This is a genomic window from Staphylococcus sp. GDX8P54P, from assembly GCF_017893165.1.
Taxonomy (GTDB): domain Bacteria; phylum Bacillota; class Bacilli; order Staphylococcales; family Staphylococcaceae; genus Staphylococcus; species Staphylococcus borealis.
In genome coordinates, this window is record NZ_JAESMM010000047.1 from 1 (window position 1) to 24620 (window position 24620).

Below are 24620 nucleotides of genomic sequence, written 5' to 3' on the forward strand. Positions count from 1 at the left end.
AAAATTATCAATCATTATAATATCGATAGCTTGTCTGTCTCACCCAAAAACGAAAAAAACTGAGAAAAGAGGCTGGGACATAAATAATATAATGAAGCTATTTTGCAAATTCGCAGTAGCTGACTGAACTGAGAAGGCGCTTAAATCAAGCTTTTCTCAGTTCTAGTCATCCTTGCGGGGGTGGGACGACGAATTCAAAAGAATTCTGTCCCACTCCTATTTTTCACACAACAAAAGCACTTATAGATTGGGAGAACTATAAGTGCTTCAACGGCCATATTGGCGTTTTGGGAAAATATAAAAATTGGGTTTTTAATAAAATGTACGTAAGGATACATTTTATTGGCATGGGATTACTAGTAATTCATAAATGTACTCAATAATTTAAAGAAGTTTGAGTAATTCAAACTAAATTGAAAAGAAAAGAGCATGTAATTGATCACGTAAAGAACATTACGAATGCAATTAGTCTCCCAAAACAAATACATAAATCATGTATCTACTTTTGATAAATACCCATTCAATTTAAAATAAAACTCTTTTTACAATCAAAAAGGATAAAAATATTAATTTTAGTGAAGATAAAGATATTTTCTTTTAGCGTGCCATGCTATCCTACGATTTCTAAGTTTTTCCATTACAAAACGATACAATTAAATGCGATTTACGTATATATGATTTTGCATAGTATTTATTTTGTTTTTTACATAAAAAATAATAAATTCTGTGGAATATAATTTGTTTTTTTAGTAAAATAGTCACTAAATGAGGATAAAAGATAACTTTAGGGGTTTAAAACAGTTAACTTATATTCTCTTTTTTTATTATCTATAAGGGGATGGAAAAATTTTATGGATTTACTTATTGGCACGTTATTTTTAATTTTAGTTCTTATTATTTTTACATTATTTACGTATAAAGCGCCCAATGGTATGCGTGCGATGGGAGCACTAGCAAATGCGGCGATTGCAACATTCTTAGTCGAAGCATTCAACAAGTATGTAGGCGGAGAAGTCTTTGGCATCAAGTTTCTTGAAGAGTTAGGGGATGCTGCGGGAGGCCTTGGTGGCGTTGCTGCAGCAGGATTAACTGCACTTGCGATTGGTGTGTCTCCAGTCTATGCACTAGTGATTGGTGCTGCCTGTGGTGGTATGAATCTCTTACCAGGTTTCTTCGCAGGTTATCTGATTGGTTACGTTATGAAATACACAGAGAAATATGTTCCAGACGGTGTCGATTTAATTGGTTCGGTTGTGATCCTTGCGCCACTTGCAAGATTAATTGCAGCTGGCTTAACACCAGTCGTTAATAATACACTCTTGAAAATTGGTGACATTATTCAAAGCAGTACAGACACGAATCCAATCTTTATGGGTATTGTTCTCGGAGGTATTATTACAGTTGTTGGTACAGCACCATTAAGTTCAATGGCATTAACCGCATTACTCGGATTAACAGGTATACCAATGGCAATCGGGGCAATGGCTGCATTTAGTTCAGCATTTATGAACGGAACATTATTCCACCGTTTAAAACTAGGTGATCGTAAATCAACAATCTCAGTAAGTATTGAACCGTTATCTCAAGCAGATATCGTATCAGCTAACCCAATTCCAATATACATAACCAACTTCTTCGGTGGTGCAGCAGCAGGTCTAATTATCGCATTATCTGGTATGGTTAATGATGCGACAGGTACAGCGACACCGATTGCAGGTTTCCTTGTCATGTTTGGCTTTAATAATCCAATGACAGTTGTTATATACGGTGTAGTGATGGCTATCGTTGGTGGACTTGCAGGTTGGATTGGTTCACTCGTATTTAAAAAATACCCAATTGTTACTAAACAGGACATGATTAATCGAGGCGCTAAAGACGCATAATATCAAAATAAACCTTCTTTGTACCATTGTGACAAAGAAGGTTTTTTAGTATATAAATTAAAAAAATGGAATAAGTATTGCTAATGAGAAACGAATTACTAAATAAGTTTAATAATACTATTTTATGTGTAATAATAAAAATATAAAAATTGGAGTAATCTCTTTCATTATAACGCTATAAAATGTAAAAATATCTAAAATCATGTTATTGTAAACATTTTGTCAATTATACATAAATAATTTATAAACTTATTTAAAAAGTGTTGTATTATATTTTGTTATCGCTTACAATACATGTGAAAGATATCACAAAGGAGTTGTACAAGATGCAAAATTTAAGAAATAGAAGTTTTTTAACACTATTAGACTTTTCACAAAAAGAGGTTGAGTTTTTACTAAATCTATCTGAGGACTTAAAACGAGCGAAATACGCTGGTATAGAACAACAAAAGCTTAAAGGTAAAAACATCGCTTTGATCTTTGAAAAAGACTCTACGCGTACACGTTGTGCGTTTGAAACTGCAGCATATGATCAAGGCGCTCACGTGACATATCTTGGACCAACTGGAAGCCAAATGGGTAAAAAAGAATCTGCTAAAGATACTGCTCGTGTATTAGGTGGTATGTATGATGGAATCGAATACCGTGGCTTCTCACAACGTACTGTTGAAGAATTAGCGAAATATTCAGGTGTGCCTGTGTGGAACGGCTTAACAGATGAAGATCATCCAACTCAAGTACTTGCTGACTTCTTAACAGCAAAAGAAGTATTGAAAAAACCATACCACGAAATTAACTTCACATATGTTGGAGACGGACGTAACAACGTTGCAAATGCATTAATGCAAGGTGCAGCAATTATGGGAATGACTTTCCACTTAGTTTGCCCTAAAGAATTAAATCCAACAGATGAATTATTAAATCGTTGTAAAGAAATCGCAGCTAAAAATGGTGGCGAAATCTTAGTAACTGATAACATCGACGAAGGTGTTAAAGGTTCAGACGTTATCTACACAGACGTTTGGGTATCAATGGGTGAACCTGATGAAGTTTGGGAACAACGTATTAAATTATTAGAACCATATCGTGTAACTAAAGAAATGATGGAAAAAACTGGTAACCCACGTGCAATCTTCGAACACTGCTTACCATCATTCCACGATACTGAAACTAAAATTGGTAAAGAAATTCAAGAAAAATATGGCTTAACTGAAATGGAAGTTGCTGACGAAGTCTTTGAAAGTGAACAATCTGTTGTCTTCCAAGAAGCAGAAAACAGAGCACACACTATTAAAGCTGTGATGGTTGCAACTTTAGGAGAATAATCGAAGGGAGACCTACCTATGTCTAAAATCGTAGTGGCTTTAGGTGGTAACGCTTTAGGACAATCACCTGAAGAGCAATTAGAATTAGTTAAAGGAACAGCTAAATCATTAGTTAGCTTAATTCAAAAAGGTTATGAAGTTGTAATCAGTCATGGTAATGGCCCACAAGTCGGCAGTATTAATTTAGGATTAAATTACGCAGCTGAAAATGGCCAAGGACCAGCGTTCCCATTCCCAGAATGTGGCGCAATGAGTCAAGCTTACATTGGCTATCAACTACAAGAAAGTTTATTAAATGAACTTCATGAATTAGGTATCGATAAACAAGTTGTTACATTAGTAACACAAGTAGAAGTTGCTGGTGATGACCAAGCATTTGATAATCCAACAAAACCAATTGGTCTATTCTATACTAAAGAACAAGCGGATCAAACAATGCAAGAAAAAGGTTATCAATTTGTAGAAGACTCAGGACGTGGCTATCGTCGAGTTGTACCTTCTCCAATGCCAATCAACATTGTAGAATTAGATAGCATTGAAACATTGATTAAACACGGCACACTCGTTATTGCAGCTGGTGGTGGCGGTATCCCAGTTGTTAAAGAAGAAGGTAACTACAAAGGCGTCGATGCTGTTATCGATAAAGATAAAACAAGTGCTTTATTAGCAGCACACTTAAAATCAGATCAATTAATTATCTTAACAGCAGTAGACTATGTTTACATTAACTATGGTAAAGATAATCAAGAAGCTTTAGGTGAAGTAACAGTAGATGAAATGAATAAACACATTGCTGACGGTCAATTTGCAAAAGGCAGTATGTTACCTAAAGTAGAAGCAGCATTACAATTCATCGAGAAAAATCCAGAAGGTAGTGTATTAATCACATCTCTTGAAGACTTAGGAGATGCCTTAGATGGTAAGATTGGTACATTAATTAAAAAGTAATGTTATGTGATTGACTTTTGACATGGTTATAAAATAACACTCAATACATTTTAATAAATAAGTTGAACCTGGGCTTAGTGTATGTGATTTACATACTAAGCTCAGGTTTTTAGTGGTCATTTAAATATTAAAAATCCCCCACTAAATGGCGTAGTGAAGGGAATGAGGTTTATCAAATGTGATTTAGTTGTTAGTAACATTCAATAATGTAACTTAAAATTGCTCTGTTACAATTAACTCAATATAAATGCCACAAATTCTTCTACGCTAAGATTGCCAAAGTAGAAGGTTAAATCAATGTCATTCAAACGTTCAATTAAATCTGCTTTGACCATGCGTGTCCCAATTAAATGTGCTTCAACATCGTGAATGTTGCCTTGACCAAAGAAATCGCCATAAATACGACAAGCGGCAATACGGTTATGTTCAATTGATAGGGAAATATCAATTGTGCCGCAACTAAAGCGTTCATTTCGGTTGTATTCGTATCGTGGTGAACGGCCATAGTTCCATTCCCAATTATCATACTTTTCAGCGACTAATTGATCGATGCCAGCCCAATCTTCATCAGTTAATTCATAGCGTTTAGCATCTTTAATGTCATCAATGCCCATAATTTGCGTAATCATCAGATCTTTAAATTCATGAATAGTGATGTCTTGATATTTAGGATCTAATGCATCACGAATTTGACCGACACGGGCACGTACGGATTTAATACCTTTAGATTCAATCTTCTTACGGTTTGGTTTCAACACGTTGACCATGGCGTCATAATCAACATCCAATAATAATGAATAACCACCATAAATACGATCATTCAATAATGTCATCGCAGCGCCTGAAATTTTCTTGTCATTTAAAGCAAGGTCATTTCGACCACTTTGAATGACGTCAGTGGCGCCTAAATTGTGTAGTGCTTGAATGGCCGGACGGTAGAAGCGTTGGAAATCTCCGTATATGGATGTATCTTGTTCTAAAATGCAACATACGTTGACGGCACCATCATCCACATAAACTGCGCCACCGCCTGTATCACGGCGCACGACTTTAATATGATGCGCATCGACATAATCTTGATTAATTTCTACTGCAGTATTCTGGAAGCGACCGATTTCTACTTTCGGTTGGCAATAATATGGAAGTAATATATCTTCATCTAAAAAGATGTGGTTATTAACATATACTTGCATCGCCAAGTTAACGGCGCCATCATCGATATATTTACCATTACGAATAGGTTCTATTAAATACATGTTCTCGTCTCCTAAGTTGTTAATTGTCTTTGTGCATGAATGATTAACGACGCAATATCTTCAGTAAGATGAATCGTTCTATCTTGGATTGATTTAGGGATGCGATACGCTTTCTTGTTTAACGTCATAAACACAGCATTTGGGTTTTGGCGTGTCATACGTTGGAACGGATGTTTCACAAATTGTGGTGTCGTATAACCAATACCGATTTCAAGATATAACACTTTGCCATCTTTATGCGTGTCTAGAAAATGGTTGTAGCGATCCAGTTGTGCATGGAAGTCCGCATCTTCAACCATCCCTACTTGTGCTTTACGTTTATTAATTTCCATAGGTGCATCACATTTTGGGCAATGTGGAATCAGCTCATATGGAATTTTCATGTCTTCTTGTTGGGCTACCATTTCGCGAATTGCATCATCGTCACGATACGTTTGTGCATGACAGTGTTGGCTACATTGCCAGAGAATGTATTCTCCTTGAATATGGAACACTTTGTCTAAATCATAATCTGCCACTAGAAAGGCATTATCTGCATTTGTCGTAATGATATGATAATCCTTTTGCTGAAGCATCTGTTTAAGTGCCACGTAAGAAGGACCTACAGGTTGATCTAAGTAGTTTAATTTCACGAAACGACTTTCAAATGCCCAATACTCCTGCCAACTTTCAAATGGATGCAGACTCGCTTGTAGCATATCGAAGAAGTTATATTTCTCGATAAAATCAGGGAAATTCTGCGTAAAGCGTTCACCAATATAAGTGAAGCCGTCTGATGCAGACATCCCCGCACCTATACCTACAACAATGGCATCTGCTTCATCAATCGCTTGTGCTAAAATATCGGTTTGATTAGCGTCTGCTTGTTGCGCCTTATCAAGTGCAATCCAGTTCTGTTTCTGTGTCGTGTTATCTGTTGTCGTCATTGAAAGCCTCCTTATAAAGTGCTAAATCTCTGTCTGTGAATACGTTAAAGAGTACTTTCATCTTTGAGCCAGTTTCATGCAAATAGTCGCGTGTGGTTTGAATTGCTATGCGACTCGCTTCATCTTGAGGGAATCCAAAGACACCTGTTGAAATACAACAGAATGCTAGATGCTTTAAGCCATGTTCGTCGGCGAGTGCCAGACAACTTCGATAACAACGTGCGAGCAAATCTTTATTCATCTGTGACACAGGTTGTTTAAGAATTTGAGGGCCGACTGTATGAATAACATATGTCGCTGGTAGATTATAAGCAGAGGTAATCTTTGCTTTCCCCACACCTTCTTTACGGCCTTGTTGCGCAATAATATCAGCGCAATCAAGACGTAATTGTACACCAGCTTTAGTGTGAATGATGTTATCGATGCAATCATGATTCGCTTGCATACATCCTAAGAATCGGCTGTTCGCTGCGTTGACGATACCGTCAATAGCAAGTGTTGTGATGTCGCCTTGCCATACATATAGTGACGCATCTGAAATAGGTGTTAAATCTTCAATATGTGTGATGTTTTGTTGGTTGTTCAATGTAGATAAAAAGGCATCTTGTATCTCTAAGTACTCAGAACTTACAGGCTCAGGTGGACGAACATTGGCCAAACCACGATACAATTCCCACTGTTCTATGTCAGTCTCAGGGAGGTCTAAAGGTTTGTCACCATATTGTTCTTTCCACATGGCTTCAATTAGATAAGCTAAACGTTCTTGTTGATTCACTGCATTTAATCCTCATCTGGATCTGGTAATGCGTCGTATGCTGCTTCATCTACATTTTCTAATTTAACTAACCAATTTTCTTCTGGTTTTTCTGAATTTAAAATAGCTGGTTCATCTTCTGCTTTCGTATTACGTTCGACGATTTTACCTGCAAGTGGAGATTGCACATCTAATACAGTTTTAGATGCTTCGATGCTGACGATTTCATCATTAACATTAACATCGTCTGCGCCCATAAATTCGACATAACCTACAGTACCTACATCATCTTGTAATTCAGGTGTCATACGATAAATATATTGGTTACCTACTTTTTCTACATATAAATAATTAGCTAATTTAGCCATTACATATCATCCTTTCTTTCTTTATAAATACGCTTGTGCTATGCGTTCGATAGTACGACATCGTTGGTCGATGCCTGGTAATAGTGGTACAACTAAGACTTCATCCGCCTTAAATTCTTGGATCATTGCATCCAAGCGGGGTTTCACTTGTGCTATTGTTCCAGCTAGAATTCGTGAGCGGTGTTGAGCGATAACGCGTTTATCACGGTCACTTAATTTATATTGTCTAGCTGTTTCAATAGAAGGGAAGCGGTCAAACTCAGCAAATTGTTGTTTGCCTAATAACCAAACGTCAAGTGCATGTAATAAGTCTTGCGCCTCTTCTTCAGTATCCGTAACGATGACAAACGTGGTTAACATGACTGTGGGTGACATGTTTAACGCAGTCGGTTGAAAATGTTCGCGATACGTTTCGACAGACGCTTTAGCTGCATCAATCTTATCTTGATTTGGTAATAAGAATGTCCCTAATGTGTAGCCCATGCCTTGTGTAGCAGCTAATTTAGCTGAACGTTGACTTGCGCTTAAGAGCCACATATCAGGATGACGAGATAGCTGAGGCTGACTAATGACCTGTCCTACGCGTTGGGCTTCTGGTGCTTGCGTCAAGTAATGGCGAATATCTTCAATACTTTGTGCATAATCAAGATAATCACGTTTGTCCTCGTCCATTGCGCGTTTAACCACCGCTGTACCTGGATTATTGCCGATACCCAAGTCAACCCGACCAGGGTGGAGTGCCTCTAACAACTTGAAATTTTCGGCCACTTTAAACGGACTATAGTGCGGTAACATGACCCCACCAGACCCCAACTTAATGCGTTTCGTTTCCCCTAACAAATGCATCATTAAGAGTTCAGGACTACCACTCGCAAACGCTGGAACGTCATGATGTTCCGTTAACCAGAAACGTTTATAACCTAGTTCGTCAGCGCGTTTTGCAAGTCTTGTTGTATCTTGTAATGCTTGTGTCGCATCCTTACCTTCATCAATCATGGCATAATCTAATATATTGAAATCCACTTGGTGCTCATCTCCAAAGCTTAATTGTTTAGTCCCTTATTATAATACCCACCACCATTTTAACGTGTTTAAAGAATTTTTGTAGTAATTTAGTTTATACGTCACACAAATGTTCTACTGCTATTTTCTTTTCCCGAAAAGGGGCCGAAAATGCGTTCACAAACAAGTCGATTGTGTATTGTCATAAAGCATGATACTTTGAAAATAATACAAAAATGAACGAAAGAGGATGTCATAAAATGTCGAAGTACGCACCATTGCTAGAACCCATTACATTATCTAATGGCATTACATTAGCCAATCGATTTGTCCTTTCGCCAATGACGACGAACTCATCTACGAAAGAAGGACATATCACAGAAGAAGATTTACGTTATGCGAAACGACGCGCAAGTTCAGCAGGATTGCAAGTAACCGGCGCAGCATATATTGAGCCATATGGACAATTGTTTGAATACGGCTTTAATATCTCTGATGATGCTTGTATTCCTGGTCTTAGAAAAGTTGCGCAAGCGATGAAACAAGATGGTAATAAAGCGATTATTCAACTCGCACATGCTGGAAGATTCTCCAATACTGCAATTATGAATTATGGAGAAGTGTATGGCCCCAGTCCAATGACTTTGCATTCACCAATTAAACATAACGTGTTAGAGATGTCAGTTGATAAAATTCATGAAGTTACACAACAATATGCAGATGCGACATCTCGTGCAATCCAAGCGGGCTTTGATGGTGTTGAGATTTCAGTCGCACAACGTTTATTATTACAAACATTCTTCTCAACATTCTCTAATCAACGTCATGACCAGTATGGTGTTGATTCATTAGAGAATCGAGCACGCTTTGGCTTAGAGGTCATGCAAGCAGTACAGAAAGTGATTGATGATGAAGCACCAAGTGATTTCATCTTCGGCTATAGAGCAACACCTGAAGAAACTAGAGGTAGTGACTTAGGCTATACCGTCGATGAATTTAATCAACATATCGATTGGGTTATGGACGTCGCCAATATTCATTATCTGGCTATCGCAAGTTGGGGGCGTAATATTTATCAGAATAAGACACGTACACCTGGCGCGCATTATGGACGACGCGTTAATCAAGTCGTATATGAACATTTAAATGGTCGTATACCTTTAATTGCGAGTGGTGGTATTAATTCACCTGAGACGGCACTAGATGCTTTAAGTAACGCTGATATGGTTGGCATGTCTTCACCATTTGTCACAGAACCAGATTTCGTGGGCAAATTGGCAGAAGGACGTGAAGACGCCATTGACTTACATGTACATCCAGATGAGTTAGATGAGCTGGCCATTCCACATGCTGCCTTTAAAGATATTGTACAAATGATGGATTATGGCGAAGGCCTGCAGAAGAAAACACGCGATGAATTGCGTAAATTAGAGAAAAATTATGATGAAGAGTAGGATGCAAGGCATAAAACGAATGTGTTAAAAGATTTTGTTGCATTGTCCTACAATGATGAATAGAACAAGAATATGTTGATATAGGTTGGGATGTTTTAATACGTTCCAGCCTTTTGCTTTGTTTAATTTTCGGCTAAATATTTAATTTTTTACGTTGTTAATGTAAACTTATTATTATATAAAGTTTACATTTAGAGTTTAGCGGGATTTTTTTAAGGATAAGGGGTTTAACAACATGAGATTAAATTTAGCAGATCGTATCTTAAATCAAGACTTATTGAGTAAGGATGAGGCGTTAGCATTATTTGAAGATGAAGCGATAGATACGTTTGAATTATTAAATGAAGCGTATGTGCTTCGTAAACACTTTTTCGGAAAAAAAGTGAAATTAAATATGATACTTAATGCGAAAAGTGGCATTTGTTCAGAAGACTGTGGTTATTGCGGTCAATCTGTGAAAATGAAAGACAAACAGCGATACGCCTTAGTGGAACCAGAAAAAATTAAAGCAGGTGCACAAGTAGCGACAGATAACCATATTGGTACATACTGTATCGTGATGAGTGGGCGTGGTCCTACAAATAGAGAGGTTGATCACATTTGCGACACAGTAGAAGAAATTAAAGCGTTACACCCACAACTTAAAATTTGTGCCTGCTTAGGACTAACGAATGAAGCGCAAGCGGAGAAGTTAAAAGAAGCGGGTGTGGATCGCTATAATCATAATTTAAATACAAGTGAACGTTATCATAGCGAGGTTGTAACGACACATACATATGAAGATCGCGTACGTACGGTTGAAATCATGAAAGCGAATCACATCTCGCCGTGTTCAGGTGTGATTTGTGGCATGGGTGAGACGAACGAGGACATTATCGATATGGCGTTTGCGTTGAAAGATATTGATGCTGATAGTATTCCAATTAATTTCCTACACCCAATTAAAGGAACAAAATTCGGTGGACTCGATTTATTATCGCCAATGAAATGTTTAAGAATTATCGCGATGTTTCGACTTATTAATCCATCTAAAGAAATTCGTATTGCCGGTGGTCGAGAAGTGAATTTACGATCACTCCAAGCCATCGCATTAAAGGCAGCCAATTCCATCTTTGTAGGTGATTATTTGATTACAGGCGGACAACCAAACGAACTCGACTATCAGATGATTGAAGATTTAGGATTTGAGATTGATGGGTAGTTTAGAATACGTTTGAAATTTGCTACGATGGAAGAGAAGAACATTTAGAAAAGGATGAAATAACATGTCATCTAAACAATCATCATTTGGAGATAAACGTTGGCATAACATTTTACTTATTGTAGTAGGCATATTGGCATTCTGTATATTCCATTTTGTAATGGGTACTAATGTGGCATATGCATTAATGTTTCTATATGGGCCACTTACCATAGGGATTGTTAATTTAGGAAAGATTAGAGAAAAAGAAAATAATAATGACTGAACTCACGAATTAATAATATACACCCATATATTGTCTTTGTTAAATGATTAAATGTAAGTGATGAGACGACTATTTCTAAATATATAATATATCGTAGAAATCTCACTTATTAGAAATGGGGCAAGGACAAATGGAAGAGAAATTTGAAAAGATCTTATTAGATAATACAATATTTAATAAAAATGAATTTATGGCAAAATACAATCCATAGGCACAAGAAAGAGCTACACATCTTATTAATAATTATTTAATGATAATGAATAAAGAGAATGAATCTAATTATTTTACTGGTGATTTCAATTACAATAGTGAAAACTTTTCATGGTTAGCGATAGAAGAGGATTTAGAAAATAAATATTTAAAAACAGGTAAAGCAAAAGAATTTCCTAAAAACATACATTATGGTTTACCAAATCAAATTCATGGAAACATTGATAAATCAACAATTTTTCAATGTTTACTTAATCCAAACATTGCAATTATAGATAAGAAAACTGAACCTGAAAAGTTAGAAGATTTTTTTGATGAATTTGAAAGCACAAATACTGGTGATTTAAGCGCAAAATTTTTAAACTATTCAAATGAAGAAAAAATTAAAAAGCATATTGTAGATACTGACAGCTCAATGTTGAGCAAAGAGTTATTAGACTTAATTAATTTGGATGAATCCAAATTTAAAGAATTAATGAGTGGTGTAAAAAAATTAACGAATAGGTTTTATTATTTAGGCGAGTATTTTTACCCTCTATTAGCAAGTGATAACGAGAACAATAAAGTTTTTCAAAAGCTAAAAAAAGAGTTAGGTAAAGTAGAAAATTATAATATAGTAAAAGAAAATGTTGAAAAATTAAAGACATGTAATCTTGAAGTTTTTCCATTCCGTTCTAAAGAACCTAAGTTAGGCTTTGGAAATAATAACTTTGGTAGAGATTTAGTTGAAACAGAGGTAGATTCAATATTATTAGGCGCGCGTATTATTTTGAGAAGAATAGCATTATATCTACAAGATGATTTAAGTAATAATGTCCAACCCATATTTATATTTAGAAGATATGATTTGGTATGGAAAAATCTTATTATGACAGTATTAAAAAATGATTATAAAGTTAATAATGAAGATGCTAAAGAAATGTTAAAAGAAATGGAAGATGAATATTTTTACTTCTTTACAAATAGAAGTGATAAAGGGCGTTCATCAGGTAAAATATCAAAAGGTAATTTGAAAAAAAGTGATAATAGTGTGAGTGAACGTCAAAGTAGTTTGAAAAAAGACGAGTTTTTAGATTTAAAAATTAAACATGGCACACTTATTTTGGAGAATAATGAAATATAAATACAAAACCACTTATCTATCATTGTGACTAGATAAGTGGTTTTTATGATTTTATCAACGTTCGCTATGCTTACGTGCTTTATGAGCGTCGGCTGCTGCGTAACCGGCTTTACGATTTGCTTCAGAGGATTGATAACTTGCTGAAGCAGCGTAATCTCTTGCTTCTTTTGAGTATTCAGATGCCCGGTTTGCCCAATGTGCTGAAGCGGCGGAATTGGTTGCAGCTAGGTTAGAAGCGTATTTGGCAGCTCTTGCATCTATACTAGTTTGCGTTACTTTAGAAAGAATTTGTTGCTGTTGACCTTCCATACGTGCTTGATGTGACTCTGTTTCAAATAAATTAATGGCTTCTTTTAAACTATCAGCACGGTGATTATAAAGATAGTTGAACATTGAACTTAATGCTGTGATATGAGAATAAGCACTTGGAATGCGACTATAAACACCAGAGGTATTTAACGTTTGATTAACTTCAGTAATGATATTTTTATTGTCACGTATATGTTGTAATGCATTTTGAGCTTCAGGTTGTGCGTGAATCTCTTGTTGTGCATTACTATAACGATTTGAGTTTATAAAATTTTTACTTGGTTTTTTAACTTTTTTATTTTGGGTGAACCAAGCAATCATAATAAAAATACCTATACAAAATAAACTAACTGAATGAAATAATATAATGGATAAAATCATGACAGCAAGACCTGGTAAAAGTAAAAACAACATATTTTTTCTTTTGATATGATTTAATATCATGTTTTGAATTTTTTTGTTTTCCTTATTAATAGTTTGATTGCAAGTCTGTATTTGGTTATGACCTTTTATCATTAGTGCGATGTCAGACATGAGTTGTTCTTTAGTATTGTCCATAGGTAACGCTCCTTAATTTATTTTAAAGTTGAAGATTGAAGTAGTGTGAAAAGAAGCGAGATGATTCAATCTTTAATAAACTGATATTCTATCTCGCAACCATTTCACACCTTTAGTTAAACTTCATTTCGTAAATAGATCATTTGTAATTTAATGAGTTCAGTTGTGAATTGATTGAGTAACGTCGTCGGTGAAATGAGTCGTAATGATCTTCGATAATTGAAACACAATTCAATTGCTTCCTTAGTATTGATTTCAATCTCGATAGTGTAAGACTTAGACGTACGTTGTAAGACTTTCATTTCATACTGATGTTTAAGCTTTTCATATAAATGAGGTGTAACTTCATAAGTGACTTTAGTAGTCTGAAGTGCTGTTCCCATATTTTTATGGCTACTTTTAATAAAATAACTGTTTTTATGTTGGTCAAATGTAATTTCTTCTGCAATATCTGAATTAAGGTTCACTTCATATAGATAATGTCGAATATTTTCAATATCTCTTTGAATGGTTCTTGGGTTTACGCCAAATTGTTTAGCTAAATTAGCTTTATTAACTGTCTGTTTTTTCAATAATTTGGAATAGATATTTAATACTCTGAATGCCTGTTCCATTCGCAATTCTTCCCTTCACGAAACCTATAATTATTATAAAAAATGACCCTAGACAATATGTGTCATTTAGTTAAAAGATTTAATTTTATAAATAGTTTAATTTATTTAATATTGCGTTACATATTTAAAGCTCTTGAAATTTAATAAGACATATAATGTCTATCTCAATCGTTACCAATGACATAGGACTGAAATACGAACCACTCAATTAGGTCATCAGGCGTTGAGGCAATGTCTTTTAAATTATCTTTCGTCGCATCATTGTGATTTAATTTGTGAAAAACATTATGAAAAATTGATAAGAGCAATGCTTGATCATTCACTCGATCTATTCCAAAATCCAGTCGTTCATAACAATTAACGATACTTTTTGGCGTTTGTTGATATTTCGCAAGTTCCTGAATGATTATGTTATAAAGCATAGGTTTCACCTCCGTTTCTTCATGTTTGAAACTAGAGGCGCCTGCCAAGGCGACTCATTAACTTTCAAGAAGAACGGAATTTTAAAAAGTAGAAGAAAGTACAAAAAGAACATGAAAAACCGCCATTACCAGGGAAGGTAATGGCGGTTTTTTGCATCATAAAAGTGTATTTTTAAAATAATTGTAAACGATAAAAAAAGAGAGGAACGTTATCTTTTGTTCCTCTCCTAATGTATCGTTACATCAATCCTATCAGTTTCATCCATAGAGAACCTAAACCAAGCCATATTACAAAGTACACAACGCCTAAAACAAGGTTCATCAGCCACCAACGTTTCTGAGTGACGTAACCAGCGGCATAAAGGATAGGTGCTGGACCGCTACTGTAGTGTGTTGTAGAGGCCATTAAATTTCCAAAGAAGCCAAGCATTAATGCACTGAATAATGGTGGTGCACCTGCGGCAACGGCTACGCCAAGCAATGCAGCGTACATCGCACTGACGTGAGCGGTTGAACTGGCAAATAGGTAATGTGAATAGAAGTAAAAGATAATGAGTATGACAAGAACGACTGGCCAACTGAGGCCACCTAAGCTTGTTGCGATAGTATGGCTTAACCATGGGATAAAGCCTAATTGATTGAGTTGATCTGCCATCATAACTAGCACTGAGAACCAAACTAATGTATTCCAAGCACCCGTTTCATTTAAGATATCTTTCCAATCTAATACACCTGTGATAAGCAATAAAGATAATGCAATAAATGCAGTTAATGTTGCATCTACACCAATAAAGCTACCGATGACCCAGAGTAGTAAGGCGATGATAAATACACCAATCATAAATTTTTCAGCTTTAGCAATTGAACCCATTGCTGCTAATTCATTTTCAGCCCAATGTTTCGCATCTGGTGTCTCTTTCACTGTTGGTGGATAGAGTTTATAAATAATGTAAGGTATGACAATCAGTGACACAATTCCAGGTACAACTCCTGCTAAGAACCAGTTCATCCAAGTTACGTGAACATGCGCAGTTTTCTCAGCTAAATTTTGAGCGAGTGGGTTACCGGCCATTGCTGTTAAGAACATGGCTGCAGTAATAAGATTGCCGTGAAATTCGGTAAAGATTAAAAATGAGCCCACCTTACGTTCGGTGCCTTGTTTCGGGTCAGAACCAAATGATTTAGATAGGGACTGAATGATTGGGAACATAATACCACCAGCACGGGCAGTATTACTAGGTGTTGCTGGCGCTAATATTAAATCTACACCGACGAGTGAGTATGCCAGACCAAGTGTCTTTTTACCAAATAGTCTTACAAACTGAAGTGCGATACGTCGACCTAGTCCAGTCTTAACAAACCCTCTAGAGATAAAGAATGCCATTGCAATCAACCAAATACTTGGGTTACCGAAGCCTTGAACTGCTGTCTTAGTATCGATAACGCCAACTAATATAGTTAACGTGAATCCTATAATTGATACGGCACCAATCGTCATCGGTTGGGTGATACAACCGATAATGGTACCTACGAATATAGCAAACATAAGCCATGCATCCAGACTGAGTGATTCGGGTCTGAAGGGGGCAAGCACAGCGATAAGTATGCCGACGACAAGGGGTAATATAAATTTCTTATATTTAACAGAGTGATTCATCTCGAAACCTTCTTTCCAACTTTCGAACTTTTTCATACATAGAATAGACTTATTTTTAAGTAATGTACAGCGTGTTTTTGCATTTTGTTGAGAATAATTATCAATGAAATATTAAGTTAAAAAAACGCATAGGCTATCGAATTTTAGATGTGTATGGGATAAAATGTTATTCAAAGAAAGGGGATGACATGATGTTAACTATAGGGACGTTGATCGCGAAAGATGATACGTGGATATTGTGGGCAATTATTATTGTTTGGGCGACAGTCAGTATTGTCTTAGAACAAAAATATCAATGGGCGAGCACGATTTCAGGAGCCATTATAGCCTTGGTAGGTGCGATGGTATTATCTAATTTTAAAGTGATTCCAACTGAATCACCGGTGTATGATACGGTATGGGATTATGCCGTACCTATTTCAATTCCTTTATTATTGTTCAGTTCGAACATTTTAAAGATTTGGAAAGAAAGTCGTCGATTATTATATATTTTCTTAATTGCGTCTGTTGGGACATTAATGGGAACCACAGTAGGATTTATTGTGCTTCATCAATGGATTCCATACTTAGCTAAGATTGGCGCGATGATGACAGGTAGCTATATCGGTGGTGGTGTAAACTTTGCGGCTTTAAGTACTAAATTTAAAACACCAAGTGATATGATTTCATCTACAGTTGTAGCTGATAATAGTGTGATGGCGCTTTACTTTATGTTATTAATTGCCATACCGTCATTGCCTATAATAAAGAAATGGTTCAAGACGGATTACCAAACAGCGTCAACACCAGAAACGCAACAATCCTATTGGAAACCGAAGCAAATTCAACTATTAGATATTGCACTTTCAGTGGCGATTGCAGTCGCATTAGTAGCTATTAGTTTTAAATTATCTGAGGTTATTCAACATGTGATACCGCAGTCTAATGTTCTACTAACTATCCTTGTTTCTTTCTTTGGAGATCAGTATTTGTTATTGACGACACTGACGTTATTAACGGTGGCGATTTGGGGAGATTTCTTTGATAAATTAGCCGGTTCTTCAGAAATTGGGACGTTCATTATTTATATATTCTTTGTCGTTATCGGAACGCCGGCTTCATTTATGACGATTATAAAAACGGCGCCATTGTTATTTGTCTTTGTGATGATTATTTTAATTTTCAATTTAGGTTTAAGTTTAATTGTAGGGAAATTATTTAACTTCAAGATTGAAGAAATATTGTTAGCGAGTAATGCGACAGCAGGTGGTCCAACGACGGCAGCTGCATTAGCAATTAGTAAAGGATGGCAAGGGCTTGTTGGTCCAATATTAATTATAGGCACATTAGGTTATGTTATTGGGAACTATGCCGGGACACTTATGTATCAATTGTTAATACACATTGGATAAGCATACATAAAAGGAGATATCTCAGCAAAACGTTTAGCTGAGTATCTCCTTTTAAATTTAATCATTTAATTCGCTATCTTTAATATCTGTAATAAACATGTGTCCGGGTGAGTGTGTAATCATTAACTCAGGTTTAGCATCAAGCGCAACAGACTGTGGTGTCACGCCACACCCCCAGAAGACAGGGACTTCATTTGGTTTGATCGTGACAGCCTCTCCATAATCAGGCTTATTAATATCAGTGATACCCAGTTCGTCTGGTGAACCAATATGAATGGGCGTACCATGGACATTCTTAAAGTGTGATGTGATTTCTGTTGCTTTAATCGCTTGTGTCATTGTCATTGGACGCATGCTAACTGTAATATTACCTTTAAAATAGCCACTTGATTCGGCAGGAATATGCGTACGATACATTGGGACGTTATGACCTTCTTCAATGTGTCGAACAGGTAAACCAGCTTCTAACATGGCATGTTCGAAGGTGAAACTACATCCAATTAAGAAACTAACCATATCTTCGGTATACAGCTCTGTGATATCATCGACTTCTTTAATCAACTGGCCATGTTCATAAATGCGGTATTTCGGAACGTCAGTGCGAATATCTGCGTTACGTCCATAATATGGAAATGCATGTGCACCAACTTCCGAGACATCTAATAGTGGACACGTCTTAGGATTTCGAAAACAAAATTTTAAAAAATCATAAGCGTATTTCGATGGCAATATGACTACATTTGCTTGAATGTAGCCCTCAGCCATACCGCTTGTGTGATCGACAAGTTCTCCTTTACGAATCAATTGGCGCAAGACTTCAGGTGATGCTTGTTTGTAATTCATGTTAAATCCCCCTTGTTTCCCCTTCATAATTGAAAGTGCATATTACTACAATATTTTAAAATTACACATATGACAAGAAAGGAGATACAGTTTATTTATTGAAATAGTTATAGACTAAAGTGATAGAACTATTAACAAATAACGGTAATAAACAATATAAACTAACGACAATCCAATTATCACTTACACGATAAATGACAAAAAACAATATAAACAAAAATATACTTATGATTAGCCCAATAACTGGTAATAAATGATAGTACTGGTCCATATGATTATGATTGTTTCTCATTATGATCCGCCTTTTCATTAGACTGATTAAGCTGTTCGCGTTGTTCCAATGGGATAGAATAGTCTTTGTCATCATTGATATAAGACATTTGGAAGTGCTTCGTATGTTCTCTACGGAGTGCGCGCATAATTGAGAGCGTCATTAATAATAGAATGATAGAGAACGGTAATCCTGTTACAACAGAGGCAGTTTGTAAGCTTGTTAATCCACCTGCAATCGTCATTGCTACCGAGATTGCACCAATAAGTAATCCCCAAATCACTTTGTGCTTAACCTTAGGATTCTCACTACCTCCCGTTGCCATGCCAGCAACAATATGTGTCGTTGAGTCGGCGCTTGTCACTATGAGTAAGAATATTAAGACGACGGCAAGTATGCTCGTTATATCAGCCAATGGGAATTTCGATAATAATTCAAATAATGCAATGGTGTAATCTTTATCAACTAATTGCGCAATATTATCGCCACCCATTGCAACTTTCACTGCCATACCACCAAAGCCAGCAATCCATACAAATGAAATGAGTGGCGGTACGATTAAGACACACATAATAAATTCACGAATGGTACGTCCACGAGATACACGAGCAACGAAACCACCGATAAATGGTGACCATGAGATGACCCATGCCCAGTAAAAGACGGTCCATTGTTGAATCCATGCATTATCACCAGAATAGGGATTGATACGCAAACTATATTCAACAAAATGTCTGATATAATCGCCAATGGCTAGCGTGTAGGATTCAAAGATGAATTTTAAATCCCCAACAATCAGCATAAATAATAATAAGATTGCACCTAAAATAATATTGATGTTGCTTAGCCATTTCACGCCACGATTTAATCCAGTTACCGCAGAACCTAAGAATATACACACCATGAGTACTGTGATAGCTATTTTTGTAACGTTATTGTTGGGTACATGAAAGACATGGTTAAGACCACCACTAATTTGCATAATTCCAAGACCGATAGAAGTGGCGATACCCATGACTGTAGCTATAATTGCTAAGATATCAATGATATTTCGAAATGGACGTTTATAAGCTTGTCCGAAGACAGGTTCCATTGCTGTAGAAATTAATCCGTCTCGCTTTTTACGAAATTGAAAATACGCCACGATCAGTCCCGCCATGGCGAATATAGACCATTGTGAAATGCCCCAATGGAAGAAAGTATAACCCATAGCTACACGAGCAGATTCTGCCGATGCATTCGGCACGTCTTTTGGAAAAGGTGAATGGAGATAATGTGTGAGTGGTTCAGCAACCCCCCAGAATACGATACCAACACCAAGTCCAGCCGAAAATAACATACCTAACCATGATAAGAATGAAAATTCTGGTTCTTCATCATCACGCCCTAATTTGAAACGGCCATAACGAGAAATTGCTAAAGAGATTAAAAAGATGTCTAAAATGAATATGATAAGTAAAAATAACCAACCAAATGAATTAGAAATAAAGTCATAAATATGTTGTGCATGATTTCCGAAAGCTTTAGGAAAGAAGCCAGCCATTGCAGTTATAAGTATAATGATGGCCACGGATACCGTGTATACTAAATAATTGTTTTTCTGTCGCTTGTCATTCATTGTTCAATTAAGTCATCCTTTATATTTTATTTATTTTGAGTATACCGATAATAGTAAATATTTTCAAAATTCAAATTTTATTAAATATAACGATTCATAAGTCATACTGCGCTATTTTGAAAACTTTTTCCAAAAGAGAAATTTGGCTAAATACTATCTAATGAAATGCTATAATTGAGATGAAAATTTGAAGAATTCAATAGAAAAGAAGGTATATCATGTCGACAAACTATGTCATTACGAACGGTAAAATTTACACAGAACAACAAGTTATTGAAAATGGATATCTTGTAGTAGAAGATGGCAAAATCAGTGATATTCAGCAAGGAACGTATACTGGCGAATTAGAACAAATAGATGTGAAAGGTCAAAATGTATTGCCTGGGTTCATTGATATTCATATTCATGGCGGCTATGGTGAGGATGCTATGGATGCGTCTTACGATGGTTTGAAACATTTGGCGGAACAATTGTTATCAGAGGGCACAACTACATTCTTAGCAACAACGATGACACAATCGGATGCCAATATTGAAAAGGCATTGAAAAATATCGTAGCATATCAAGCAGATCAACAACAAGGAGAAGCAGCGGAAGTAGGTGGCATTCATTTAGAAGGACCATTTATTTCAGAACATAAAGTTGGGGCTCAAAATCCTAAATATGTGCAACGTCCATCAGCGTCGAAAATTCAGCATTTTCAAGATGTGGCTAATCATCAAATCAAAATTATTACATTTGCACCAGAAGTTGAAGGTGCCCATGATACGCTTAATCAGTTACATGATGATATTATCTTCTCAATGGGGCATACGGTAGCCACATTTGATGAAGCGAATGAAGCGGTGGAACATGGTGCTAAGCACATCACACATCTATATAATGCAGCTACACCATTCGAACATCGCAATCCTGGTGTCTTTGGTGCAGCGTGGACGAATGATCAATTAAATACTGAAATTATCGTGGATGGTATTCATTCACATCCGGCTGCTGTGCATATTGCATATAAGCAAAAAGGAAATGAACATATGTATCTCATTACTGATGCTATGCGTGCGAAAGGCATGGAAGATGGGGAATATGACTTGGGTGGACAGAACGTTATCGTTAAAGGTAAAGAAGCCCGCCTAGCAAGTGGTGCCTTAGCAGGTAGTATTCTTAAAATGAATGACGGTTTGCATAATTTAATTCATTATACACACGATTCATTAGAAAACTTATGGCGTGTGACAAGCTTGAATCAAGCGATTGCATTGAACATCGATGCGCATAAAGGTAGCTTAGCAATCGGCAAAGATGCGGATATCGTAGTGGTAGATGATACGATTCGTATTGACAAAACAATCAAATCGGGCGTTGTACATCAATATTAAAAAATGTATTCAATTGTGATTATCTCTTTTCCGCGTTTAAAAATATGCATACAAGTGTATATATGTAGTAAATGTTTTGATACGAAACACAAGCGACGGAAAAGAGGTGTCCATACATGAATAATGACTTTAGATTCCCAAATGCTAAACATTTCTTTAGTTGGTTAGCATGGCTATCAATTATTGCGTTACTTGCAGTAATCGTACTTAATTTTATTGTATATAGCACATTCAAAAGTTTTAATCATTTTACTTTAGCGTTTGAATTCCATCAAACAGAGTTAATATTCTTAATTACTTTCTCAATTATTGCGATTATCAGCATTATTATGTATTTAATTTTAAAATTATTTAAGCATTCATAAAAAAAAGAAAGTGGATTGTAATCTCCACTTTCTTTTTTTGTATTATTTAGGATAAGATACTATAACTGTTTGAAAATCGTGTCATCAACAATGATTTCTACATTAGGATGTTGATGTAAGATCGATGCAGGTAATGACTCAGTTGGTTCACTGTTTAATAATTGATGAATCGCATCACGTTTACGTTCACCAAATGCTAAGAGTATAATTCGTTTCGCACGCATGATGGAATTTAATCCCATTGATACAGCTTGTTTAGGTACATCATCAATATGATCTAAATGCACACTGTTGGCATTAATCGTCGATTCGGTTAAATCAACGACACGTGTTTCGCTTTCAAAGGATGTGCCTGGCTCATTAAAACCGATATGGCCATTTTCACCAATACCTAATAATTGAATGTCTGGTTGACCTATTTGCTTCAAGCGTGCTTCGTAACGTCGTGCTTCCTCCTCTAAATGATCAACATGCCCTTGAGGGATATGAATGTGATCTTCATTCCAACTATCATTGTGATCAAATAATAATTCATGCATATACGTATGATAACTTTGAGCATGCGAAGGTTCTAAACCTACATATTCATCTAAATTGAACGTTTGAACATTTGCTAAATCAACGTGATTGGCTGATAGCAATTCTGAAAAGCGGGGATAGACATCCGTCATCGTGCCACCAGTAGCAAGGTCTAATATCGCATCAGGTTTGTCTTTAGTCAGTTTCAATAGTTCAATGGCAACATAATCACTCGCCAGTTTTTTGTCTACTAAGTTTGTTATTTTCATGATTTATGCCTCCAAATTAAGATGTTATTTCTGTTGGACAGCTTCTATAAAACGTTCAGTGATTTGTTTAGGACGTGTGATTGCACCGCCAACAACCGTGCAATGTACGCCTAAATCGCTTACCTTTTTATACATTTCAGGGGTAATGACATTTCCTTCAGCAATCACTTTGGCATTAACCTTTTGCAATACTTCTTTCAAGAATTCAAAATCATTTTCAAAGAGAATGTGTCCCTTTGTATAAGACGTATACCCTCGTAATGTTGTGCCAATGTAATCAAAGTTTAACTGATCTGCGTTAACGGCTTCTTCAACTGTTGAAATATCGGCCATAATTTCAACATGAGGTGCTTTCTCTCGAATGTATTGAACTAATGCCTCAAGTGACTCCTTAGGACGCGATTGGGTAGTGGCATCTAAAGCAATGACCTCGCAACCACTTTCGATTAATTCGTCAACCTCTTTAGAAGTTGCGGTAATAAATACATTTGAACCTTCATAATCTCGTTTTACAATTCCGATAACCGGTAATGATACTTCTTCTCTAATCGCTAAAATATCTTCTTTCGTATTAGCACGAATACCAACCGCACCACCTTGATAAGCGGCAAGCGCCATTTTTGACATGATAAATGATGAGTGCAATGGTTCGTCAGGTAACGCCTGACATGACACGATTAATCCGTTTGGTAACATTTTTAAACACGCTCCGTCTTTTCAAAATTGTAAATAGAAATAGCATTGTAATTGATTCGTTTATTCATTCATATCATAACATTAAGAAAATATTTATCAATTTATAAATCGCATTTGAAAAATATTTTCAAATATACTACAGTTTAACTAACTTAATTACGAGGTGATGTAATGAAATTTGAAAATCGTATTCAGCGAAGCCGTCATTTGTTAACGAAAATGGATAAAAAAATCATCGACTACATACAAACACATGAACTAGATGAAAATTTCTCAACGATTAATTCTTTAGCCTATGCCATAGGGACATCACCAGCTACAATCACAAGATTTAGTGGGAAATTGAACTATGCCAACTTTCAAGATATGAAATTTAATTTGCAACATGAAAAATCAGAAAAAGTAGTTGAAAATGCGCCACTTGTTCAACTGATTCATCGTTATCATCAAAATATTATTCAACAAACGGGTGAATTTATTTCCGAGGAAAAGATTAAGCGTTTAGCACATAATTTGAAGACATGTCGCCAAGCCAATTTCGCGGGATTAGGAAGTTCAGGGTTAACGGCAAGTGAATTTTATTATCGAACGATGCGCATGGGCATTAAAGGATCTGTGTCGACAGATGCACATCAAATGAAGATTTCTGCATCGCTATTGTCATCGAGAGATATGTTTGTCGCTATTTCAAATAGTGGTGAAACGTTAGAGTTAATTGAAGCTGCGAAGATTGCGCAAAAACAGGGTGCCTATGTGGTTGTGATAACCAACTTTGAAGGTAGTATGCTCACTAAGAATGCAGATTTAGTATTAATTACGACTGCGCAATCCAGCAACAATGATTCGAAATTTATTAACTCACAAATCGCGACACATTTTTTATTAGATTTAGTCAGCTATATACTACTTAATGACACGCATATGCATCACGTGTATCAACAAACGCGGCATGTTATTTTAGGTGATGAGAAAGAATGAAAAAGGGGGCGTGGGATAG

At 36.1% G+C, this 24620-nt stretch carries 24 protein-coding genes; 11 read left to right on the forward strand and 13 right to left on the reverse strand.

What is annotated here, in order from left to right:
• The first annotated feature begins 851 nt into the window (after positions 1 to 851).
• The 3 genes from KA909_RS11685 to arcC all read left to right on the forward strand — a co-directional run bounded on the left by KA909_RS11685 (position 852) and on the right by arcC (position 4156).
• Positions 852 to 1883: a PTS sugar transporter subunit IIC gene (locus tag KA909_RS11685; RefSeq protein WP_210130253.1), complete on the forward strand. Its 1032-nt coding sequence runs from the start codon at positions 852 to 854 to the stop codon at positions 1881 to 1883.
• A gap of 326 nt (positions 1884 to 2209) precedes the next feature.
• On the forward strand, positions 2210 to 3208 hold the full coding sequence (gene argF / locus KA909_RS11690; protein ID WP_193838761.1) for an ornithine carbamoyltransferase: 999 nt from the start codon (positions 2210 to 2212) through the stop codon (positions 3206 to 3208).
• Positions 3209 to 3226: 18 nt separating this feature from the next.
• Positions 3227 to 4156, forward strand: coding sequence for a carbamate kinase (gene arcC, locus KA909_RS11695; protein ID WP_053030081.1), 930 nt, complete (start codon positions 3227 to 3229; stop codon positions 4154 to 4156).
• A 233-nt stretch (positions 4157 to 4389) separates the two neighbouring features.
• Here the strand turns inward: arcC and lplA are convergent, their stop codons facing one another.
• From lplA to KA909_RS11720, 5 genes are read right to left on the reverse strand one after another with little or no spacing between them, the layout of a single operon-like run.
• A complete protein-coding gene (gene lplA, locus KA909_RS11700) occupies positions 4390 to 5412 on the reverse strand; it encodes a lipoate--protein ligase (RefSeq protein WP_053030080.1) in 1023 nt (340 codons plus the stop codon).
• Between the two features lie 11 nt (positions 5413 to 5423).
• On the reverse strand, positions 5424 to 6338 hold the full coding sequence (locus tag KA909_RS11705) for an SIR2 family NAD-dependent protein deacylase (protein ID WP_228480652.1): 915 nt from the start codon (positions 6336 to 6338) through the stop codon (positions 5424 to 5426).
• Positions 6322 to 7074 (reverse strand): protein-ADP-ribose hydrolase, encoded by a 753-nt coding sequence (locus tag KA909_RS11710; RefSeq protein WP_210130269.1) that lies wholly within the window; start codon positions 7072 to 7074, stop codon positions 6322 to 6324. Before KA909_RS11710 ends, KA909_RS11705 begins: the two co-directional genes overlap by 17 nt.
• 44 nt (positions 7075 to 7118) lie before the next feature.
• Positions 7119 to 7460 (reverse strand): glycine cleavage system H family protein, encoded by a 342-nt coding sequence (locus tag KA909_RS11715; RefSeq protein ID WP_053030078.1) that lies wholly within the window; start codon positions 7458 to 7460, stop codon positions 7119 to 7121.
• A 21-nt stretch (positions 7461 to 7481) separates the two neighbouring features.
• On the reverse strand, positions 7482 to 8483 hold the full coding sequence (locus KA909_RS11720; protein WP_210130254.1) for an LLM class flavin-dependent oxidoreductase: 1002 nt from the start codon (positions 8481 to 8483) through the stop codon (positions 7482 to 7484).
• A gap of 239 nt (positions 8484 to 8722) precedes the next feature.
• On the opposite strand from KA909_RS11720, the gene KA909_RS11725 reads away from it, so the two are divergent.
• The 4 genes from KA909_RS11725 to KA909_RS11740 all read left to right on the forward strand — a co-directional run bounded on the left by KA909_RS11725 (position 8723) and on the right by KA909_RS11740 (position 12715).
• Positions 8723 to 9916 (forward strand): NADH-dependent flavin oxidoreductase, encoded by a 1194-nt coding sequence (locus KA909_RS11725; protein ID WP_193838763.1) that lies wholly within the window; start codon positions 8723 to 8725, stop codon positions 9914 to 9916.
• Positions 9917 to 10151: 235 nt separating this feature from the next.
• Positions 10152 to 11117, forward strand: a complete 966-nt coding sequence (gene bioB / locus KA909_RS11730; protein WP_194376769.1) for a biotin synthase BioB — start codon at positions 10152 to 10154, stop codon at positions 11115 to 11117.
• Between the two features lie 64 nt (positions 11118 to 11181).
• The gene (locus KA909_RS11735; protein WP_193838765.1) at positions 11182 to 11382 is read left to right on the forward strand and encodes a hypothetical protein; all 201 of its coding nucleotides are present in this window, start codon (positions 11182 to 11184) and stop codon (positions 11380 to 11382) included.
• A gap of 256 nt (positions 11383 to 11638) precedes the next feature.
• Positions 11639 to 12715, forward strand: a complete 1077-nt coding sequence (locus tag KA909_RS11740) for a hypothetical protein (protein WP_210130255.1) — start codon at positions 11639 to 11641, stop codon at positions 12713 to 12715.
• Between the two features lie 54 nt (positions 12716 to 12769).
• On the opposite strand, the gene KA909_RS11745 is transcribed toward KA909_RS11740, so the two are convergent.
• The 4 genes from KA909_RS11745 to KA909_RS11760 form a co-directional block, all read right to left on the reverse strand.
• Positions 12770 to 13582: a hypothetical protein gene (locus KA909_RS11745; protein ID WP_210130256.1), complete on the reverse strand. Its 813-nt coding sequence runs from the start codon at positions 13580 to 13582 to the stop codon at positions 12770 to 12772.
• A gap of 116 nt (positions 13583 to 13698) precedes the next feature.
• On the reverse strand, positions 13699 to 14196 hold the full coding sequence (locus tag KA909_RS11750) for an HTH domain-containing protein (protein WP_194378041.1): 498 nt from the start codon (positions 14194 to 14196) through the stop codon (positions 13699 to 13701).
• A 164-nt stretch (positions 14197 to 14360) separates the two neighbouring features.
• Positions 14361 to 14618 (reverse strand): hypothetical protein, encoded by a 258-nt coding sequence (locus KA909_RS11755; protein WP_193838769.1) that lies wholly within the window; start codon positions 14616 to 14618, stop codon positions 14361 to 14363.
• Between the two features lie 238 nt (positions 14619 to 14856).
• Positions 14857 to 16275 carry an anion permease gene (locus tag KA909_RS11760; RefSeq protein WP_193839938.1) on the reverse strand — a complete coding sequence of 473 codons (1419 nt, stop codon included), beginning with the start codon at positions 16273 to 16275 and terminating at the stop codon, positions 14857 to 14859.
• A gap of 191 nt (positions 16276 to 16466) precedes the next feature.
• On the opposite strand from KA909_RS11760, the gene KA909_RS11765 reads away from it, so the two are divergent.
• A complete protein-coding gene (locus KA909_RS11765; RefSeq protein WP_210130270.1) occupies positions 16467 to 17666 on the forward strand; it encodes a DUF819 family protein in 1200 nt (399 codons plus the stop codon).
• A gap of 57 nt (positions 17667 to 17723) precedes the next feature.
• Here the strand turns inward: KA909_RS11765 and KA909_RS11770 are convergent, their stop codons facing one another.
• Positions 17724 to 18509 (reverse strand): putative hydro-lyase, encoded by a 786-nt coding sequence (locus KA909_RS11770; RefSeq protein WP_193838770.1) that lies wholly within the window; start codon positions 18507 to 18509, stop codon positions 17724 to 17726.
• A 275-nt stretch (positions 18510 to 18784) separates the two neighbouring features.
• Positions 18785 to 20398, reverse strand: a complete 1614-nt coding sequence (locus KA909_RS11775; RefSeq protein ID WP_193838771.1) for a BCCT family transporter — start codon at positions 20396 to 20398, stop codon at positions 18785 to 18787.
• A 218-nt stretch (positions 20399 to 20616) separates the two neighbouring features.
• Here KA909_RS11775 and nagA point away from each other — a divergent pair, with 218 nt between their 5' ends.
• Both nagA and KA909_RS11785 read left to right on the forward strand, forming a co-directional pair.
• Positions 20617 to 21774 (forward strand): N-acetylglucosamine-6-phosphate deacetylase, encoded by a 1158-nt coding sequence (nagA, locus tag KA909_RS11780; protein ID WP_193838772.1) that lies wholly within the window; start codon positions 20617 to 20619, stop codon positions 21772 to 21774.
• A 116-nt stretch (positions 21775 to 21890) separates the two neighbouring features.
• The gene (locus KA909_RS11785) at positions 21891 to 22139 is read left to right on the forward strand and encodes a hypothetical protein (RefSeq protein WP_193838773.1); all 249 of its coding nucleotides are present in this window, start codon (positions 21891 to 21893) and stop codon (positions 22137 to 22139) included.
• Positions 22140 to 22198: 59 nt separating this feature from the next.
• Here KA909_RS11785 and nagB read toward each other — a convergent pair whose 3' ends face one another.
• A complete protein-coding gene (nagB, locus tag KA909_RS11790) occupies positions 22199 to 22927 on the reverse strand; it encodes a glucosamine-6-phosphate deaminase (RefSeq protein WP_210130257.1) in 729 nt (242 codons plus the stop codon).
• 24 nt (positions 22928 to 22951) lie between these two features.
• The gene (locus tag KA909_RS11795) at positions 22952 to 23623 is read right to left on the reverse strand and encodes an N-acetylmannosamine-6-phosphate 2-epimerase (protein ID WP_193838775.1); all 672 of its coding nucleotides are present in this window, start codon (positions 23621 to 23623) and stop codon (positions 22952 to 22954) included.
• 171 nt (positions 23624 to 23794) lie between these two features.
• Here KA909_RS11795 and KA909_RS11800 point away from each other — a divergent pair, with 171 nt between their 5' ends.
• On the forward strand, positions 23795 to 24601 hold the full coding sequence (locus tag KA909_RS11800) for a MurR/RpiR family transcriptional regulator (protein WP_193838776.1): 807 nt from the start codon (positions 23795 to 23797) through the stop codon (positions 24599 to 24601).
• Positions 24602 to 24620: the final 19 nt, after the last annotated feature.

Coding starts and splice junctions, on each gene's coding strand:
- KA909_RS11685 (WP_210130253.1), top strand. CDS start 852: ATGGATTTACTTATTGGCACGTTATTTTTAATTTTAGTTCTTATTATT.
- argF (WP_193838761.1), top strand. CDS start 2,210: ATGCAAAATTTAAGAAATAGAAGTTTTTTAACACTATTAGACTTTTCA.
- arcC (WP_053030081.1), top strand. CDS start 3,227: ATGTCTAAAATCGTAGTGGCTTTAGGTGGTAACGCTTTAGGACAATCA.
- lplA (WP_053030080.1), bottom strand. CDS start 5,412: ATGTATTTAATAGAACCTATTCGTAATGGTAAATATATCGATGATGGC.
- KA909_RS11705 (WP_228480652.1), bottom strand. CDS start 6,338: ATGACGACAACAGATAACACGACACAGAAACAGAACTGGATTGCACTT.
- KA909_RS11710 (WP_210130269.1), bottom strand. CDS start 7,074: ATGTGGAAAGAACAATATGGTGACAAACCTTTAGACCTCCCTGAGACT.
- KA909_RS11715 (WP_053030078.1), bottom strand. CDS start 7,460: ATGGCTAAATTAGCTAATTATTTATATGTAGAAAAAGTAGGTAACCAA.
- KA909_RS11725 (WP_193838763.1), top strand. CDS start 8,723: ATGTCGAAGTACGCACCATTGCTAGAACCCATTACATTATCTAATGGC.
- bioB (WP_194376769.1), top strand. CDS start 10,152: ATGAGATTAAATTTAGCAGATCGTATCTTAAATCAAGACTTATTGAGT.
- KA909_RS11735 (WP_193838765.1), top strand. CDS start 11,182: ATGTCATCTAAACAATCATCATTTGGAGATAAACGTTGGCATAACATT.
- KA909_RS11740 (WP_210130255.1), top strand. CDS start 11,639: ATGAATAAAGAGAATGAATCTAATTATTTTACTGGTGATTTCAATTAC.
- KA909_RS11745 (WP_210130256.1), bottom strand. CDS start 13,582: ATGGACAATACTAAAGAACAACTCATGTCTGACATCGCACTAATGATA.
- KA909_RS11750 (WP_194378041.1), bottom strand. CDS start 14,196: ATGGAACAGGCATTCAGAGTATTAAATATCTATTCCAAATTATTGAAA.
- KA909_RS11755 (WP_193838769.1), bottom strand. CDS start 14,618: ATGCTTTATAACATAATCATTCAGGAACTTGCGAAATATCAACAAACG.
- KA909_RS11760 (WP_193839938.1), bottom strand. CDS start 16,275: ATGAATCACTCTGTTAAATATAAGAAATTTATATTACCCCTTGTCGTC.
- KA909_RS11765 (WP_210130270.1), top strand. CDS start 16,467: ATGTTAACTATAGGGACGTTGATCGCGAAAGATGATACGTGGATATTG.
- KA909_RS11770 (WP_193838770.1), bottom strand. CDS start 18,509: ATGAATTACAAACAAGCATCACCTGAAGTCTTGCGCCAATTGATTCGT.
- KA909_RS11775 (WP_193838771.1), bottom strand. CDS start 20,398: ATGAATGACAAGCGACAGAAAAACAATTATTTAGTATACACGGTATCC.
- nagA (WP_193838772.1), top strand. CDS start 20,617: ATGTCGACAAACTATGTCATTACGAACGGTAAAATTTACACAGAACAA.
- KA909_RS11785 (WP_193838773.1), top strand. CDS start 21,891: ATGAATAATGACTTTAGATTCCCAAATGCTAAACATTTCTTTAGTTGG.
- nagB (WP_210130257.1), bottom strand. CDS start 22,927: ATGAAAATAACAAACTTAGTAGACAAAAAACTGGCGAGTGATTATGTT.
- KA909_RS11795 (WP_193838775.1), bottom strand. CDS start 23,623: ATGTTACCAAACGGATTAATCGTGTCATGTCAGGCGTTACCTGACGAA.
- KA909_RS11800 (WP_193838776.1), top strand. CDS start 23,795: ATGAAATTTGAAAATCGTATTCAGCGAAGCCGTCATTTGTTAACGAAA.